15 protein-coding genes are annotated in these 15564 nt (G+C 64.2%); 1 reads left to right on the forward strand and 14 read right to left on the reverse strand.

Translation table 11 applies throughout. The features are described from left to right. Positions 1 to 117 precede the first annotated feature (117 nt). From lipA to leuS, 14 genes are all read right to left on the reverse strand, one after another. Positions 118 to 1083, reverse strand: a complete 966-nt coding sequence (gene lipA / locus AB5Y72_RS20040) for a lipoyl synthase (RefSeq protein ID WP_209793361.1) — start codon at positions 1081 to 1083, stop codon at positions 118 to 120. 85 nt (positions 1084 to 1168) lie between these two features. Continuing rightward, on the reverse strand, positions 1169 to 1861 hold the full coding sequence (gene lipB, locus AB5Y72_RS20045) for a lipoyl(octanoyl) transferase LipB (protein WP_368199518.1): 693 nt from the start codon (positions 1859 to 1861) through the stop codon (positions 1169 to 1171). Positions 1862 to 1952: 91 nt separating this feature from the next. Then, positions 1953 to 2216, reverse strand: coding sequence for a DUF493 family protein YbeD (gene ybeD, locus AB5Y72_RS20050; RefSeq protein ID WP_042078900.1), 264 nt, complete (start codon positions 2214 to 2216; stop codon positions 1953 to 1955). Positions 2217 to 2496: 280 nt separating this feature from the next. After that, positions 2497 to 3726 (reverse strand): D-alanyl-D-alanine carboxypeptidase family protein, encoded by a 1230-nt coding sequence (locus AB5Y72_RS20055; RefSeq protein WP_219143712.1) that lies wholly within the window; start codon positions 3724 to 3726, stop codon positions 2497 to 2499. A gap of 165 nt (positions 3727 to 3891) precedes the next feature. Beyond that, positions 3892 to 4821, reverse strand: coding sequence for a septal ring lytic transglycosylase RlpA family protein (locus AB5Y72_RS20060; RefSeq protein ID WP_368199520.1), 930 nt, complete (start codon positions 4819 to 4821; stop codon positions 3892 to 3894). Beyond that, positions 4763 to 5743, reverse strand: coding sequence for a lytic murein transglycosylase B (gene mltB, locus AB5Y72_RS20065; RefSeq protein WP_245195951.1), 981 nt, complete (start codon positions 5741 to 5743; stop codon positions 4763 to 4765). The genes AB5Y72_RS20060 and mltB overlap by 59 nt, the downstream gene beginning before the upstream one ends. A gap of 32 nt (positions 5744 to 5775) precedes the next feature. After that, positions 5776 to 6879 carry a rod shape-determining protein RodA gene (gene rodA / locus AB5Y72_RS20070; RefSeq protein ID WP_042078904.1) on the reverse strand — a complete coding sequence of 368 codons (1104 nt, stop codon included), beginning with the start codon at positions 6877 to 6879 and terminating at the stop codon, positions 5776 to 5778. Further along, positions 6872 to 8788: a penicillin-binding protein 2 gene (gene mrdA, locus AB5Y72_RS20075; RefSeq protein WP_368199522.1), complete on the reverse strand. Its 1917-nt coding sequence runs from the start codon at positions 8786 to 8788 to the stop codon at positions 6872 to 6874. The genes rodA and mrdA overlap by 8 nt, the downstream gene beginning before the upstream one ends. A 99-nt stretch (positions 8789 to 8887) precedes the next feature. Next, positions 8888 to 9355 carry a 23S rRNA (pseudouridine(1915)-N(3))-methyltransferase RlmH gene (gene rlmH, locus AB5Y72_RS20080; protein WP_005298242.1) on the reverse strand — a complete coding sequence of 156 codons (468 nt, stop codon included), beginning with the start codon at positions 9353 to 9355 and terminating at the stop codon, positions 8888 to 8890. Positions 9356 to 9395: 40 nt separating this feature from the next. After that, on the reverse strand, positions 9396 to 9734 hold the full coding sequence (gene rsfS / locus AB5Y72_RS20085) for a ribosome silencing factor (protein WP_042078907.1): 339 nt from the start codon (positions 9732 to 9734) through the stop codon (positions 9396 to 9398). A gap of 216 nt (positions 9735 to 9950) precedes the next feature. Next, a complete protein-coding gene (gene nadD / locus AB5Y72_RS20090) occupies positions 9951 to 10607 on the reverse strand; it encodes a nicotinate-nucleotide adenylyltransferase (protein WP_209793369.1) in 657 nt (218 codons plus the stop codon). Positions 10608 to 10683: 76 nt separating this feature from the next. Further along, positions 10684 to 11718, reverse strand: a complete 1035-nt coding sequence (gene holA / locus AB5Y72_RS20095; RefSeq protein ID WP_209793371.1) for a DNA polymerase III subunit delta — start codon at positions 11716 to 11718, stop codon at positions 10684 to 10686. A 13-nt stretch (positions 11719 to 11731) separates the two neighbouring features. Continuing rightward, positions 11732 to 12214, reverse strand: coding sequence for an LPS assembly lipoprotein LptE (lptE, locus tag AB5Y72_RS20100; protein ID WP_209793373.1), 483 nt, complete (start codon positions 12212 to 12214; stop codon positions 11732 to 11734). 79 nt (positions 12215 to 12293) lie between these two features. Then, positions 12294 to 14873 (reverse strand): leucine--tRNA ligase, encoded by a 2580-nt coding sequence (leuS, locus tag AB5Y72_RS20105; RefSeq protein ID WP_216989741.1) that lies wholly within the window; start codon positions 14871 to 14873, stop codon positions 12294 to 12296. 143 nt (positions 14874 to 15016) lie between these two features. Here leuS and AB5Y72_RS20110 point away from each other — a divergent pair, with 143 nt between their 5' ends. After that, complete coding sequence (locus tag AB5Y72_RS20110; RefSeq protein WP_042078912.1) at positions 15017 to 15499, forward strand: zinc ribbon-containing protein; 483 nt, start codon at positions 15017 to 15019, stop codon at positions 15497 to 15499. The last annotated feature ends 65 nt before the right edge of the window (positions 15500 to 15564 follow it).

Genomic DNA, 15564 nt, shown 5'->3' on the forward strand with positions numbered 1-15564 from the left:
TTAGCCAAGGGGCTGGCCGGGATGGCCGAGTCCGGAATGCTCAATAAAAAGAGCGCCCAAGGGCGCTCTTTTCTGTCTGTGGCGGGGAGGCTTGCTTGACCTCTCTTTCGTGCGAGGTTATTTAACCTCTTCGCCCTTGGCCTGCAGGTCCGCGTGGTAGGACGAACGCACGAAGGGGCCGCAGGCGGCGTGGGAGAAGCCGAGATCCATGGCCACGTCTTTCAGCTCGTCGAACTCTGCGGGCGGCACGTAGCGCTTCACCGGCAGGTGGTGACGGCTCGGCTGCAGGTACTGGCCCAGGGTCAGCATGTTGACGCCGTGCTCGCGCAGATCCTTGAGCACCTGGACTATCTCCTCGTTGGTCTCGCCAAGGCCCATCATCAGACCGGACTTGGTGGGCACGTGCGGGTGCATCTCCTTGATGCGGCGCAAGAGCTCCAGGGACCACTTGTAGTCGGCGCCGGGGCGGGCGACCCGATACATGCGCGGGGCGGTTTCCAGGTTGTGGTTGAAGACGTCAGGCGGGGTCTCGCGGAACACCTCCAGCGCCTGCTCCATCCGGCCGCGGAAGTCCGGGGTCAGGATCTCGATGCGGGTCTGGGGGCTGTGCTCGCGGATCTCCTTGATGCAGTCGGCGAAGTGCTGGGCACCGCCGTCGCGCAGATCGTCGCGGTCCACCGAGGTGATCACCACGTACTTGAGGTTCATCTCCTTGATGGTCAGTGCCAGCTTCTTCGGCTCCTCCGGATCCAGCGGCAGCGGGCGGCCGTGGGCCACGTCGCAGAAGGGGCAGCGGCGGGTGCAGATGGCGCCCATGATCATGAAGGTGGCGGTGCCGTGGTTGAAGCACTCCGCCAGGTTGGGGCAGGAGGCTTCCTCACACACAGAGTGCAGCTTGTTCTTGCGCAGGGTGCTCTTGATGTGCTCGATCTTCTGGCTCGACGGCGGCAGCTTGATCCGCATCCAGTCCGGCTTGCGCAGCACTTCCTCGTTGGGATCCGGCATGAATTTCACCGGGATCAGGGCCATCTTGTCGCCATCGCGCAGCTTGACGCCCGGCTCCATACGAACGGGTTTGCTCATGATTCACTCTCGGTGTTTGTTATTGTCTGGTTGATGGCCACCAGGCTCATCGCTGGGCCCTGGTGGCCGTGGGGCATGAGCCTGCTCATGCTGCCTCTTCGGTATTCGTGATCTCTTGGTAGCCGATCAGGCGGGCCAGCTCGGCCACCAGCAGGGACTGCGCCTCGGCGACGCTCCGGGGGCCGCCCAGGGCGCTGGTCTGGGTCATGGCCATGCCCGCATAGCCGCACGGGTTGATGCGCAGGAAGGGGGTCATGTCCATGTCGACGTTGAGGGCCAGCCCGTGGAAGGAGCAGCCCTTGCGAATGCGCAGACCCAGGGAAGCCAGCTTGGCCTCCATGCCCAGATCGCTCTTCACGTAGACGCCGGGGGCATCGGGTTTGGCATAAGCCTCAATCCCGCTCTTGGCCAGGGTGTTGATGATGGCGGTTTCGAGGCAGGTCACCAGCTCGCGTACCGAGAGCTTGCTGCGGCGCACGTCCACCAGCACGTAGAGCACCAGCTGGCCCGGGCCGTGATAGGTCACCTGACCGCCGCGATCGCTCTGCACCACCGGGATATCGCCGGGGGCGAGCAGGTGTTCGGCCTTGCCGGCCTGACCCTGGGTGTAGACGGGATCGTGCTCCACCACCCAGAACTCGTCGGGGGTGTCGGGGGTGCGGTTGTCGGTGAACGCCTTCATGGCATCCCACACCGGCTGGTAGGGACGACGGCCCAGCTGTCTGACGAACAGCTGGCTCGGGGGCGATTGTGGCTCGGCGGGCGTTTCGGGTGACATCTTTCCTCACTGACAGGCGCTTGGGTCGGCCGGCGCGTGTCGCCGGCTGGCAAATAATCAGTCGCCCCGGTGGCGGGGCGAGAGAGGCGACTTACAGGACGTAGCGAACCAGCTCGATCTTGCCAAGAGCGGTGTACATGGCTTCGATATGTTCCTTGCTATGGGCGGTGACCGTCACCCGTACCGAGTGATAGTTGCCCTTGGAGCTCGGCTGGACGGTCGGGCTGTAGGTGCCGGGGGCGTGTTGCTGCAGCACTTCCACCACCATGTCGGGCAGGGCGGGATCGGCCACGCCGAGCACCTTGAACGGGAACTTGCAGGGGAACTCCAGCAGTTCATCAAACTTGGTATTCATCTACTTCACCTTTCTGGGTCGCCGGGAAGCGACGTCATCTTTACGTCTTTGAGGGCCGTTTAAACGGTCCCCCTATCTGCCCAGAAGGGGCAGTCTCCCATTCTATATGGGCATGAGCCGCCTCGGGATCAAGGCCCGGCGGTTCGGCAAGACGTGGAAATGCTGCTTTTTACCACAAATCGTCAGTCGGCGGAACCTGCAGATTACAGGGTTATTGACTGGACAGACCGCAAAAGACAGCAGCGGCGCCTGTTGGCGCCGCTGCTTGAGGAGGGGTCTGTTACTTGAACCAGCTGGAGACCAGCATCACCAGGTAATCCCACAGACGGCTCATCAGGCCACCTTCCTGCACCTCTTCCAGGGCGACCAGGGGCACCTGCTTGATCTCCTTGTCCCCCTGCTTGAGGAACACGGTGCCGACGCGCTGACCCTTGGCCAGGGGCGCCTTCAGCTCGCTCTCCAGCTGGAAGTCCGCTTTCAGGTTGTTGCCCTGACCCCGGGTGACCAGCACGGAGACGTCCTTGTCGACCCCCAGCTTCACTTCCGGCTTGTCACCCATCCAGATCTTTTGGGTCACCAGCTCGGTGCCCGCCTTGTACGGGGTCAGGCTCTGGAAGAAGCGGAAGCCGTAGGTGAGCAGCTTCTTGCTCTCGGCGGCGCGGGTGGCTTCGCTGCTGGCGCCCAGCACCACGGCAATCAGGCGCATGCCCTCGTTGTTGGTGGCGGAGGAGACCAGGTTGTAGCCCACCTGGCTGACGTGGCCGGTCTTGATGCCGTCCACCTGCAGGGATTGATCCCACAGCAGGCGGTTGCGGTTGTGCTGGGTGATGCCGTTGAACACGAAGGACTTCTGGGAGTAGATCTTGTACTCCTCCGGCTGATCGTGGATCAGGGCCTGACCCAGGCGGGCCATGTCGCGGGCGGTACTGTAGTGGCCCTCTTCATCCAGCCCGTGGGGGTTCTTGAACTGGGAGTCCTTCATGCCGAGCTTGGCGGCCCAGGCGTTCATCAGGCTGGCGAAGGAGTCGGTGCTGCCCGCTAGGTGCTCGGCCATGGCCACGCAGGCGTCGTTGCCGGACTGAATGATGATGCCCTTGTTCAGATCATCGACGGAGACCTGCTTGCCCACCTCGATGAACATCTTGGAGGAGTCGGAGTAGTTCTTGGACCAGGCGTTCTGGCTGACGGTCACCATGTCGGTGCCCTTGATGTTCCCCTTGTGCAGCTCGTCGCCGACGATGTAGGAGGTCATCATCTTGGTCAGGCTGGCGGGCGGCAGACGCTCGTCGGCGTTCTGCTCGGCCAGTACCTGGCCGGAGAAGTAGTCGATCAGGATGTGGGCCTTGGCGGAGATCTCCGGCGCGGCGGGGATCACCATGGGGGCGCTGTTCAAAGTGGGGACCGGCTGGGCGCTCGGCAGGGCCGAATCCGGCGTCGGAACAGGCTGGTTGGCCTGAGCGGTGGCGCTTAACAGGGAGGCCAGAATAACGGAACGGGCAAATTTGGACATCTTGAAATTCCTGGTGCCTGGATGGGGTGTACCCAAGTTGAAAAAAAGCGGGCTTCACTATACCAGATGTGCGTGTCGGTCATAGCCCGAGATGCGATCTGGACGGGATTTTATGGGGTTGTCCCCGACCTCGCGTCGTATCCCGGCGTGAGGTCGGGGGCTATGTCAGGGAACGATGAAGGCCTGCTCCAGCCCGCCCTGGCGGATCTGTTCCAGCAGGGTCGCCTGCTGATCGGTCGCCACCGGTCCCAGCAGGACGCGGAAGACGGCGCCGTGGGCCACCACCTGATAGGGCACGCCGTAGCGCTGGGTCATCACCTTGCCCATGGCCTGGGCCCGGGTCTCGGAGCCGCTCGCCAGCACCTGGATCATCTTGCCCTGGCCGGTGGCGGCCTTGGGAGTTGAGAGGGTGCTGGTCGCCGTGGCGACCGGCGCCGCTGCCGGAGCCGCCTTGGCCGGCGGGGTGGCGGCCGGCGTCTCGTTGACGAAGGTATCCGCGGCCGGCGCCGCAGGCACCATGGGCGTCATCGGGGTCATGGGCACCATTTCGACCATCTGGTCCGGCTGATCGGTGATGAGCTCGAGGCGCACCCTGGCCTCGCCACCGTCCACCATCTCCAGTTGCCTGGCGGCGGCGTGGGAGAGGTCGATGAGGCGATCGCTGCCGAAGGGGCCGCGGTCGTTGACGCGTACTATGGTCTCCAGCCCGTTGTCCAGGTTGGTGACCCGTACATAGCTCGGCAGCGGCAGGTTGCGGTGGGCGGCGCTGAACAGGGTGCTGTCCTGCACGTCGCCGTTGGCGGTCTTGTTGCCGTCCAGATCCCGGGCGAGCCAGCTGGCCGTGCCCTCCTCGCTGTAGTGCTTGATGTCGCGCCACACCTCGTATTTCTGCTTGCCTATCCAGTAGTCCCGGTTGCCGCTCGTGCTCATGGGCTCGGGGCGCGGAATGGCGCCGGTGGCCTGGGGGATCTCGATCACCTGGGGCTTCTCTTGCGGGACGGGCTCGGGCGGCAGCGGCTGGGGTTCGGGTTGGCTGCTACAGGCGGCCAGCAACAAGGTCAGGCTGAGGGGAAGAAGTCTGTGGCTGTAATGCATAAGCGTCCTGGATGGCTTGACTGAGTTGATGCACCGCCATCGCATAGAGAGGGCTGCGGTTGTAGCGGGTGATCACGTAAAAATTGTGGCGCGCGACCCAGTATTCCGGTCCTTCGGCCTGCTCCAATGCCAGCAGTTTCACCGGCGTGTCGGGTGCCAGCGGGGTGGCGAGCTCGATGCCCGCGGCCGCCAGCTCGGCCCAGCGCTGCTTGAGCTCGGGCTCGGGTGCCAGCAGGGTACCCACTGGTGCCAATCCGATCAAGGCGGGCTCGACCACCGACTCCCCCCAGCGCCAGTGGTGCAGGGCGAAGTAGTTGGCCACGCTGCCGATGGCATCTGCCGGGTTGGCGAAGAGATCCCGCTTGCCGTCGTCGTCGAAGTCGACCGCGTAGTGGCGATAGCTGGAGGGCATGAACTGGCCCATGCCCATGGCACCGGCATAGGAGCCCTTGAGGGTGGTGAGCGACCACTGCTCCTCCCGGGCAAGCAGCACCAGCTGGGCAAACTCCTTGGCGAAGAAGTCGGCCCGCTCGGGGTAGTGGAAGCCCAGGGTATAGAGGCTGTCGAGTACCGGATGGCGGCCCATCTGGCGGCCGTAGAAGGTCTCGATGCCGATGATGGCGACGATGAGGGCGGCGGGCACCCGGTAGCGCTGTTCGGCCTGCGCCAGGGTGGTCGCATGGCGTTGCCAGAAGCCGACCCCGTCCCGGATCCGCTCGGGGGTGACGAACAGCGGCCGGTAGCGGTGCCAGGGCTTGGCCTCCCAGGGCTTGCTGATGGTGTCGAGCACCTCCTGGCGCACCCTGGCCTGGGCGGCGGCGGCTTGCAGCTCGGCCAGCGGCACCGAGTGCTGCAGGGCGAGTTGTGCCAGTTGGGGTGGCTCGGAAGCCGCACCTGCCGTCAGTGACCAGGCTGCCAGCATCCCGCAGGCCAGCCTTTGCAGCCCCCGGATCATCAGGCCAGCAGTCTTCTGTGAGTCTGGATGGACATCAGGACGCCGAAGCCCGCCATCAGGGTCACCATGGAGGTGCCGCCGTAGCTCACCAGCGGCAGGGGCACCCCCACCACCGGCAGTATGCCGCTTACCATGCCCATGTTAACGAACACATAGACGAAGAAGGTCAGCGTCAGGGCGCCGCCCAGCAGGCGCTCGAAGCTGTTCTGGGCCTGCATGGAGATGAAGAGGCAGCGGCTGATGATGTAGAGGTAGATCACCAGCAAGAGGGCGACCCCCACCAGGCCGAACTCCTCGCTGAACACCGCGAAGATGAAGTCGGTGTGGCGCTCGGGCAGAAACTCCAGCTGGGACTGGGTGCCCTGCAGCCACCCCTTGCCGAAGACGCCCCCTGAACCGATCGCTATCTTGGACTGGATGATGTGATAGCCGCGGCCGAGCGGGTCCTTCTCCGGATCCAGCAGCATCAGCACCCGCTGGCGCTGGTAGTCGTGCATCAGGAAGAACCAGAGCACCGGCATGAAGGCGCAGATCAGCAGCACCGCCAGCCCGATCAGCCACCAGCTGATCCCCGCCAGGAAGATGACGAAGAAGCCGGAGGCGGCCACCAGGATGGAGGTACCGAGATCAGGCTGGGCGGCGATCAGCAGGGTGGGCAGCAGTACCATCACCAGGGCGATCATCACGTGGCTGAACTTCGGCGGCAGCGAATGGCGGCTGAGCCAGGCGGCCACCATGATGGGCATGGAGAGCTTCATCACCTCGGAGGGCTGGAACTTCATGAAGCCGAGGTCGAGCCAGCGCTGGGCCCCCTTGCCGATATGGCCGAACACGTCCACCGCGATGAGCAGCAGCACCACCACGGCGAACAGAGGCACGGACCAGCGGGCGTAGAGGGAGGGGGGCAGCTGGGCCATGCCGATCATCAGGGCGAAGGCGAGGCCGCCGCGCACCAGCTGGCGTACGATGGCGTCGACACTCTGCCCCGACGCCGAGTAGAGCACCACCATGGAGAGGGTCATCAGGGCCAGCAGGCCGAGCAGCAACGGCAGGTCGATGTGCAGCCTGTACCAGATGCTCTGCTGGCGGGCGGAATTACTCATGAGGGGCGACCTCTTCAGATTGGGGTTGCTTGGCCGGGGCCGGCGGCAGCTGGGGTTCCGGCGGCAACAGATAGGCATCCAGCATGTGGCGGGCCACCGGGGCAGCCATGGCGCTGCCGCCCCCGGCGTTCTCCAGCACCAGTGCGACCACGGCCTTGGGGGCTTCGAAGGGGGCGAAAGCGACGAACAGGGCGTTGTCGCGGTGCTCCATCTTGGTGGTGGCCGCGTTGTAGACCTGGTTCTCTTTCAGGCCCACCACCTGGGCGGTCCCTGACTTGCCCGCCGCCTTGTAGGGGGTATTGGCAAAGGCCCGGCGACCGGTGCCCTCATGGCCGTTGATGACGCGCCACATGCCGTCCTTGGCCACCTGCCAGTAGGTGTCGCTCTTGGCGGCGATGGCCACGTTCGGGTTGATGGGGGCGTTGACCACGCCGTCGGAGGAGGCGGTGCTCTTGAGCAGGTGCGGCGTCACGTCGTGACCGTTCTGGGTCAGGATGCTGATGGCCTTGGCCAGCTGGATCGGGGTGGCGCTCCAGTAGCCCTGACCGATGCCGATGGAGATGGTGTCCCCCTGATACCAGGGCTGGCGCCAGCGCGCCATCTTCCAGTCTCGGGACGGCATGACCCCCTTGGTCTCCTCGAACAGATCGACGCCGCTGTACTGCCCGAAGCCGAACTTGGTCATGTAGCTGTTGATCTTGTCGATGCCGACCCGGTAGGCGAGATCGTAGAAGTAGGTATCCGCCGACACCTCGATAGCGCGGTAGACGTCGAGCCAGCCGTGGCCCCAGCGGCGCCAGTCGCGAAACTTCTTGGTGGTGCCAGGGATGGAGAAGCTGGGCCCGCCGAAGTAGCGATAGTTGGGGGTGATGGCCCCTTCGTTCAGCCCCATCACCGCCATCATGGGCTTGACGGTGGAGGCGGGGGCATAGATGCCCTGGGTGGTGCGGTTCACCAGCGGCCTGGCGGGATCGTTGAGCAGCGCCGAGTAGTTGGCGCTGGAGATGCCCGTCACGAACAGGTTGGGGTCATAGCTCGGGCTCGACTCCATGGCCAGGATGGCGCCGGTGTTGGGTTCCATCATGACGATGGCGCCCCGGCGACCGGCCAGCAGCTCCTGCGCCTTCAACTGCAGGCGGATGTCGATGTTGAGGTAGATATCCTTGCCGGGCTCGGGAGGCTGGAACTTCAGGGTGCGCACCACCCGGCCGCGGTTGTTGACCTCGACCTCCTGGTAGCCCGCCACGCCGTGCAGCTCGTCCTCGTAGAACTTCTCCACCCCTTGCTTGCCGATGTCCTTGGTGGCGGCGTAGTTGGCGAGCTTCTCCTCCTTCTCGAGACGCTCCACGTCGCGGGTGTTGATCTTCGCCACATAGCCCAGCGCATGGGTCAGGGTGTCGCCGAACGGGTAGTAGCGCTTGAGGTAGGCCTCGATGCTGGCCCCCGGATAGTTGTGCTGGTTGACCGAGAAGAGTGCGACCTGGTACTCGCTCAGCTTCTCGAACAGGGGCACCGGCTTGAAACGACGCTGGCGCTTGACCTCGGCCAGGAATTTCTCCTTGGTTCCCTCCGGCAGGGCCAGCAGGGCGATGAGATCGTCGGCAGTCTGCTCCAGGTTATCGGTCTCTTCCGGCACGATCTCCAAGCTGTAGACGGGGCGGTTTTCCGCCAGCAGCACCCCGTTGGCGTCATAGATGAGGCCGCGGGGCGGCGCCACCGGCACGACGCGGATCCGGTTGTCATTGGAACGGGTCTGGTAGGTTTCGTAAGACTCTACCTGCAGGTAGTAGAGGTTGCCGAGCAACACCAGCATGAGCACGACCATGCCGATGTAGGCGACCAGGGTGCGCCGGAAGAACAGGCGCCCCTCGGCGCTGTGGTCGCGCATTTCGATGCGATTCTTCAGCATGCCGTTACCTTGTGGCTGACGTACGGGTGAGAGAGGCGATATGCATGCTCAGGCTCCGGGGACCGGGTGGATGAGCGGAGTGCGTGGGCTCTGCATGGGTCACTCTCTGTGATAGGGGTGATTGGTGGTGATGCTCCAGGCGCGATAGAGGCTCTCGGCCACCAGCACCCTCACCAGCGGATGGGGCAGGGTGAGCGGTGACAGGGACCAGCTCTGTTCGGCGGCGGCCTTGCACTCGGGAGACAAGCCTTCAGGCCCCCCGACCAGCAGCGCCACGTCGCGGCCATCCAGCTTCCAGGCCTCCAGTTGCACGGCCAGCTGCTCTGTGGTCCAGGGCTTGCCGGGAATGTCCAGGGTCACGATGCGCGAGCGGCCGGCGGCCGCCAGCATGGCTTCCCCCTCCTTTTGCAGGATACGGGGGATGTCGGCATTCTTGCCGCGTTTTCCGGCGCCGATCTCGACCAGCTCGAACGGCATGTCTTTCGGGAAACGGCGACGGTACTCTTCGAAGCCATGCTCTACCCAGGCAGGCATCTTGGTGCCCACTGCAATCAACTGGATCTTCATCTTGCTCTACGCCCTTGCCCTTTTTTGCGCGTCTGCACGCTTACTGTGCATTCACCTGGGCACCGCCCCAGAGTTTTTCCAGTTGGTAGAAGTCGCGGTACTCATCCTGCATCACGTGCACGATGACCGAGCCCATGTCCACCAGCACCCACTCGCCGGTGAGTTCGCCTTCCACGCTGAGCAGATCGAGCCCGGCGTGGCGCGCCTCGCTGGCGAGGTTGTGGGCGATGGCACTGACGTGGCGATTGGAGTTGCCGGAGCAGATGATCATGGTGTCCGTGATGCTGGATTTGCCGCGCACATCGAGGATGATGATGTCGCGGCCTTTCATGTCATCGATCTTGTCGACGATAAAGGCGAGCAATTCTTGGCCTTGCAATGTCTTCTCCTATCTTCCGGCGCCAGAGGGCGGCGGATTATATCATGGTCACTCCCGTTTCCCAGCCTGGCAAAGGGAGCGGATCCGGGGTTGCCACTCATGCAGGGGGCAACCCCTTAACGATCACTATAGTGCGCAACCCGCTCCGGCAATAGCCGGGCCGGTGCCGGGTGCGCCTCAGGGTGTCGGCTGGCTGGGCCGCACCGTTTGGCCCGTTCACTGGCCCCGGGTTGGCCGATAGAGGCCGTGCAGCCGGATGTAATCGGCGACCGGCGCGGGCAGCAGATACCTGGGATCCCGGCCCGATGCCAGCAGGGCTCTGAGCCGGGTGGCGGAGAGCTCGACGGGCAGGTTGCCCGCCAGCCAGATATGGCCGTGGCGGTGACGATGCAGATCCTCGCTGTCCTGGGTCTGGTGACGGGCCAGCAGATCGGCCACCTCGGCCGGATAGTCCGGTTGCCAGCCGGGGCGGGTGCTCACCACCAGGTGGGCATGGTCGAGCAGCTCCTGCCAGCGGTGCCAGCTCGGCAGGCCGAGCAGGGAGTCCATGCCCATCAGGAAGCAGACTGGGGTGTCTGGCAGCTCGGCGTGCAGCGCGATCAGAGTGTCGATGGTGTAAGAAGGCCTGTCCCGATCCAGCTCCCGCTCATCCACCACGAAGCCCGGATTCTCCGCCGCTGCCAGCGCGACCATGGCGAGGCGCTGCTCGCTCGAACAGTAGGGGCTGGCGCGATGGGGGGGGATATGGTTCGGAACCAGGCGAACCTCCGCCAGCCGCAGGGCCTCGCGGGCCTCGATGGCGGGTCTCAGATGGCCGATGTGGATGGGATCGAAAGTCCCCCCCAGAATGCCGATGGGTGGTCTCAGCGTCATTCTTCTGCCCCTGTCTGAACAAGGTGATCGATATGGCTCGGCTCGCATGTGCCGCCGAGGATGCCGATGGGTGCGTTTAGCATGGATCCGCCTCCAGCAGCGGCAGCGGGGTGCCATCGCGAAAACCCAGCGCCAGGGTCTGCAACATCAGCCAAGCCTGCTCGGTATCGAAGCGGCGCTGGGCGTCGTCGAGCCGGGCCATCAGCTGCCACAGCTGCTGCAGCTTGGCGAAGGGCAGCCGGGTCAGGGCCTGCTGGATCAGTTGCTGGCGGCTCTGCCAGATGCGCAGGCGCGAGAAGTGCTCCACCAGGGGCTGACCGGCCCTGGCCGCCAGCGCCAATTCGGTCAGCTGTTCCAGCTCCCGGCACAGGGTCCAGGCCAGCATGCCGGGCTCGGTGCCCTCGGCGCGCAGGGCCAACAGGATGCGCTGGGCCCGGTTCACCTTGCCCTCCAGCAGGGTGTCGATGAGCTGGAACGGGGTGAAGTGGGCGTGGCGGATGATGGTCTCCTGCAGGTAGGCGACCGTGATCGGCTGAGGGGGCGAGAGCAGGGTCAGCTTCTCTATCTCCTGGCTCGCGGCCAGCAGGTTGCCCTCGTAGCTGTGGCACATGAAGTTGACGGCGTCCGGCAGCACCTTGAGGCCGAAGCGCTGGAAACGGGCGCTCATCCAGCGCGGGAAGAAGCGGGGCTCGGGGTGGTTGACCGGCACATAGGTGCCGCTCTGGCTCAGCTTGTCGAACCAGGCCGCCTTCATCTGGGTCTGGTTGAGGCGGGGGCCCGAGAGCACCAGCAGCAGATCGGGGTGCAACTGCTTGGCTATCTCGGCGATGCGGGCGGCCAGATCCTTGTCGACCTTGGCCGGCAGCTCCAGCTCGATGATCTGGCGGGCGGAGAACAGGCTCATGGCCTGGCAGGCGTCATAGACCTGGTTCCAGTCCAGCCCGGCCTCCACCACGAAGCTGTGGCGTTCATCGAACCCCTGTTTGCGGGCGACCTGACGCACGGCGTCGATGGCTTCCAGCTTGAGCAGCGGCTCGTCCCCAAAGACGAGATAGCAGGGCTTGAGCCCTGCCTTGAGATGGTCCGCGAACTGCTCCGGATAGACTCTCATCAGGAGGCTCGCATCAGAACTTGACCTGGCTGAGCTGACGGATCACCAGGTTCGCGGCCTGCTCCTGCATCTCCTTGCCGAGCTGCTCCTGCTCGCGGGAGGAGGCGAGCGCCGCATCCGGCTTGTTCAGGAAGCTGCGGTTGAAGGTGATGGGGAAGACCTGGGTCGGCTTGCCCGGCACCGTCACGCTGAACTGGGTGCTGTAGCCCAGCAGGTACTCGCGATCCTGGCCGATAGCGTCGACGGAGGCGACCTGACTGGTGCTGCGCACGCCAGCCAGAGTCAGCACCGGAATGCCCTCCTTGTCCGCCAGGGTCACCCCGGAGGCCTTGAGGCGGGTGGTCACCAGGCGATAGAAGTCGCTCTTGTTGTCACCGACCACCTTCATGGTCATCAGCTCGGGGGGGATGGCGGTGCCCCGCATCTGAAAACCGCAGGCCTGCAGCAGCAGGCCCGTCAGCATGATGGCAATCCAGCGAGTAAGGGACATGCCCATATGAAATCCTCTTTGCTGTGCTTGAACGACGGCGGGCCAGGCCCGCCGTCTTCAGTTGGTCAGATTTGGTGACCAGAGATCAGTTGGCGACGATGTTGAGCAGCTTGCCCGGCACATAGACCACCTTGCGCACGGTCAGGCCGTCGGTGAACTTCTGCACCGAGGCGTCGGCCATGGCCAGCTTCTCGACGTCGGCCTGGCTGATCTCGGCCGGCACGGTCAGCTTGCCGCGCATCTTGCCGTTGATCTGCACCACCACCAGCTTCTCGGTCTCGACCATGGCCGCTTCGTCGGCGACCGGCCAGCCGGTCACGTCGATGTCCCCTTCCTTGCCCAGCATCTTCCACAGCTCGAAGCCGATGTGCGGGGTGATGGGGTAGAGCATGACCACCACGGCTTCCAGCGCTTCCTGCATCAGGGCTCTGTCCTGCTCGTCGCTGCCCAGCTTGGCCAGGTTGTTCATCAGCTCCATGATGGCGGCGATGGCGGTGTTGAAGGTCTGGCGGCGACCCACGTCGTCGCTCACCTTGGCGATGGTCTTGTGCAGCTCGCGGCGCACGGCCTTCTGCTCGCTGGAGAGGGACGCCACATCCAGCGCCGGCACGGCACCCGCCGAGACGTGCTCGAAGGTGGTGCGCCACAGGCGGCGCAGGAAGCGCTGTGCGCCCTCAACGCCCGAATCGGACCACTCCAGGGTCATGTCGGCCGGGGAGGCGAACATCATGAACAGACGGACGGTGTCGGCGCCGTAACGCTCCACCATCAGCTGGGGATCGATGCCGTTGTTCTTGGACTTGGACATCTTGGTCATGCCGGAGTGGATCACCTCGCGGCCATCGTTATCCACCGCCTTGGTGATGCGGCCCTTGTCGTCCCGCTCTACCTTGACGTCGAGGGGGCTGACCCAGACGTTGCCGCCCTTCTCGTCCTTGTAGTAGAAGGCATCGGCCAGCACCATACCCTGGCAGAGCAGGCGCTTGAACGGCTCGTCGCTGTTCACCAGGCCCGCGTCGCGCAGCAGCTTGTGGAAGAAGCGGGCGTAGAGCAGGTGCATACAGGCGTGCTCGATGCCGCCGATGTACTGATCCACCGGCAGCCAGTGGTTGGCGGCCGCCGGATCCAGCATGCCCTTGTCGTAGTCCGGGGAGCAGTAGCGGGCGTAGTACCAGGAGGACTCCATGAAGGTGTCAAAAGTGTCAGTTTCCCGGAACGCTTCCTGGCCGTTGTAGGTGGTCTTGGCCCACTCGGGGTCGGCCTTGATGGGGCTCTGGATGCCGTCCATCACCACGTCTTCCGGCAGCAGCACCGGCAGCTGGTCTTCCGGGGTCGGTACCACAGTGCCGTCAGCCAGGGTCAGCATGGGGATGGGGGCGCCCCAGTAGCGCTGACGGGAGACACCCCAGTCGCGCAGGCGGTAGTTGACGGTGCGCTTGCCGCGGCCGAGCCCTTCCAGCTTGGTTGCGATGGCATCGAAGGCCGCCTGGAACTCGAGGCCGTCGAACTCGCCGGAGTTGAACAGCACGCCCTTGTCGGTATAGGCGGCGGCGATCACGTCCGGCGCCTCGCCGTCGGCCGGCTTGATGACCGGCTTGATCTCGAGGCCGTACTTGGTGGCGAACTCGTGGTCGCGCAGATCGTGGCCGGGCACCGCCATCACGGCACCGGTGCCGTAGTTCATCAGCACGAAGTTGGCGACCCAGACCGGTACCTTGCGGCCATCCAGCGGGTGAATGGCGTAGAGGCCGGTGGCCATGCCCTTCTTCTCCATGGTCGCCATGTCCGCCTCGGCCACCTTGGTGTGCTTGCACTCCTCGATAAAGGCGGCGAGCTCGGGGTTGCCTTCGGCTGCCTGGGCGGCCAGCGGGTGACCGGCGGCGATACCGACATAGGTCACGCCCATGAAGGTGTCGGGACGGGTGGTGTAGACCTCCAGGTGCTCATCCTGGCCATCGACGGCGAAGCTGATGTTGACCCCTTCGGAGCGGCCGATCCAGTTGCGCTGCATGGTCTTGACCATCTCGGGCCAGCCTTCCAGGTTGTCGATGTCGTTCAGCAGCTCTTCGGCGTAGTCGGTGATCTTGATGAACCACTGGGGGATCTCTTTCTGCTCCACCGGGGTGTCGCAGCGCCAGCAGCAGTTGTCGATCACCTGCTCGTTGGCCAGCACCGTCATGTCGTTCGGGCACCAGTTGACGGAGGAGGTCTTCTTGTAGACCAGGCCCTTCTCGTAGAGCTTGGTGAAGAACCACTGCTCCCAGCGGTAGTAGTCCGGCTTGCAGGTGGCGAGTTCTCTGTCCCAGTCATAGCCCAGACCCAGCATCTTCAGCTGGTTCTTCATGTATTCGATGTTTTCGTAGGTCCAGGGGGCCGGCGCCGTGGCGTTCTTGATGGCGGCGTTCTCCGCCGGCAGGCCGAAGGCGTCCCAGCCGATGGGTTGCAGCACATTCTTGCCGTTGAGTCGTTGATAACGGGAGATCACATCACCTATGGTGTAGTTACGCACGTGCCCCATGTGCAGTCGACCAGACGGGTAGGGGAACATGGAGAGGCAGTAGAACTTTTCCTTGTCTACTTTCTCCACCGCCTTGAAGGTTTTCTTGGCATCCCAGTGCTGCTGCACTGCTGGTTCTATGGATTGGGGAACGTATTGCTCTTGCATTGGTGACATCCGGATCTGTGAAATGAATAGATAAAACGGCTGGGAAATCGCAATAGAATACCCATATCCTGCGGCGGCAACAACCGCCAGCATCCGCCGGTCCCCGGCCGGGCACGATCAGCTATCTGTACAGGAGCAACACCATGGACAAACGCCAGAAAGGGTATGAAGCCTTTATCGCCCAGCTCAGGAAGCAGTGGGAGGAGACGGAAGAGTTCCAGGGGGAGCGTCTCAACCGGATGATCGCCAGGGTGCAGGCCTATATGGAAGCGGCGGGGGATCTGACCAAGGATGAACTCGCCCTGATCGCCGAATACGTGAAGCGGGATCTCGGCAACTACGACGAGGGAAAGCAAGAGGTGCCCGAATCCGCCTTTATGCTGGCCCTGAAAGACACCGCCTGGTCCTGGCTGGCGGACGTGACCGACCGCGCCCAGGTGGAGTGGCAGGAGCTCGCGGACGAGCTGGAGCACAAGGGCATCTACCGGGCCGGGGACTGGGTCGGACTCGGCGTGCTGGTGTGCGATCACTGCGAGTGGCGCCATACGGTGCTGCATCCTGAACAGCTCGGCACCTGCCCCGAGTGCGGGGCCGACGAGTATCATCGCGAGCCGCTCTCGCCCTGATTTCCGCCTGACAACAGCATATAAAGAGAGGCGCCCAAGGGCGCCTCTGCTATTTATCTACGTCT

The sequence above is a fragment of the Aeromonas sp. R7-4 genome (assembly GCF_040908055.1).
GTDB lineage: Bacteria > Pseudomonadota > Gammaproteobacteria > Enterobacterales > Aeromonadaceae > Aeromonas > Aeromonas sanarellii.

Bases quoted from the DNA above. Each gene is read 5' to 3' on its own strand.
- mltB (WP_245195951.1), bottom strand. From the start codon at position 5,743: ATGCTGGCAGCCTGGTCACTGACGGCAGGTGCGGCTTCCGAGCCACCC.
- lipA (WP_209793361.1), bottom strand. From the start codon at position 1,083: ATGAGCAAACCCGTTCGTATGGAGCCGGGCGTCAAGCTGCGCGATGGC.
- ybeD (WP_042078900.1), bottom strand. From the start codon at position 2,216: ATGAATACCAAGTTTGATGAACTGCTGGAGTTCCCCTGCAAGTTCCCG.
- holA (WP_209793371.1), bottom strand. From the start codon at position 11,718: ATGAGAGTCTATCCGGAGCAGTTCGCGGACCATCTCAAGGCAGGGCTC.
- nadD (WP_209793369.1), bottom strand. From the start codon at position 10,607: ATGACGCTGAGACCACCCATCGGCATTCTGGGGGGGACTTTCGATCCC.
- rlmH (WP_005298242.1), bottom strand. From the start codon at position 9,355: ATGAAGATCCAGTTGATTGCAGTGGGCACCAAGATGCCTGCCTGGGTA.
- mrdA (WP_368199522.1), bottom strand. From the start codon at position 8,788: ATGCTGAAGAATCGCATCGAAATGCGCGACCACAGCGCCGAGGGGCGC.
- lptE (WP_209793373.1), bottom strand. From the start codon at position 12,214: ATGGGCATGTCCCTTACTCGCTGGATTGCCATCATGCTGACGGGCCTG.
- rodA (WP_042078904.1), bottom strand. From the start codon at position 6,879: ATGAGTAATTCCGCCCGCCAGCAGAGCATCTGGTACAGGCTGCACATC.
- lipB (WP_368199518.1), bottom strand. From the start codon at position 1,861: ATGTCACCCGAAACGCCCGCCGAGCCACAATCGCCCCCGAGCCAGCTG.
- AB5Y72_RS20060 (WP_368199520.1), bottom strand. From the start codon at position 4,821: ATGCATTACAGCCACAGACTTCTTCCCCTCAGCCTGACCTTGTTGCTG.
- AB5Y72_RS20055 (WP_219143712.1), bottom strand. From the start codon at position 3,726: ATGTCCAAATTTGCCCGTTCCGTTATTCTGGCCTCCCTGTTAAGCGCC.
- AB5Y72_RS20110 (WP_042078912.1), top strand. From the start codon at position 15,017: ATGGACAAACGCCAGAAAGGGTATGAAGCCTTTATCGCCCAGCTCAGG.
- leuS (WP_216989741.1), bottom strand. From the start codon at position 14,873: ATGCAAGAGCAATACGTTCCCCAATCCATAGAACCAGCAGTGCAGCAG.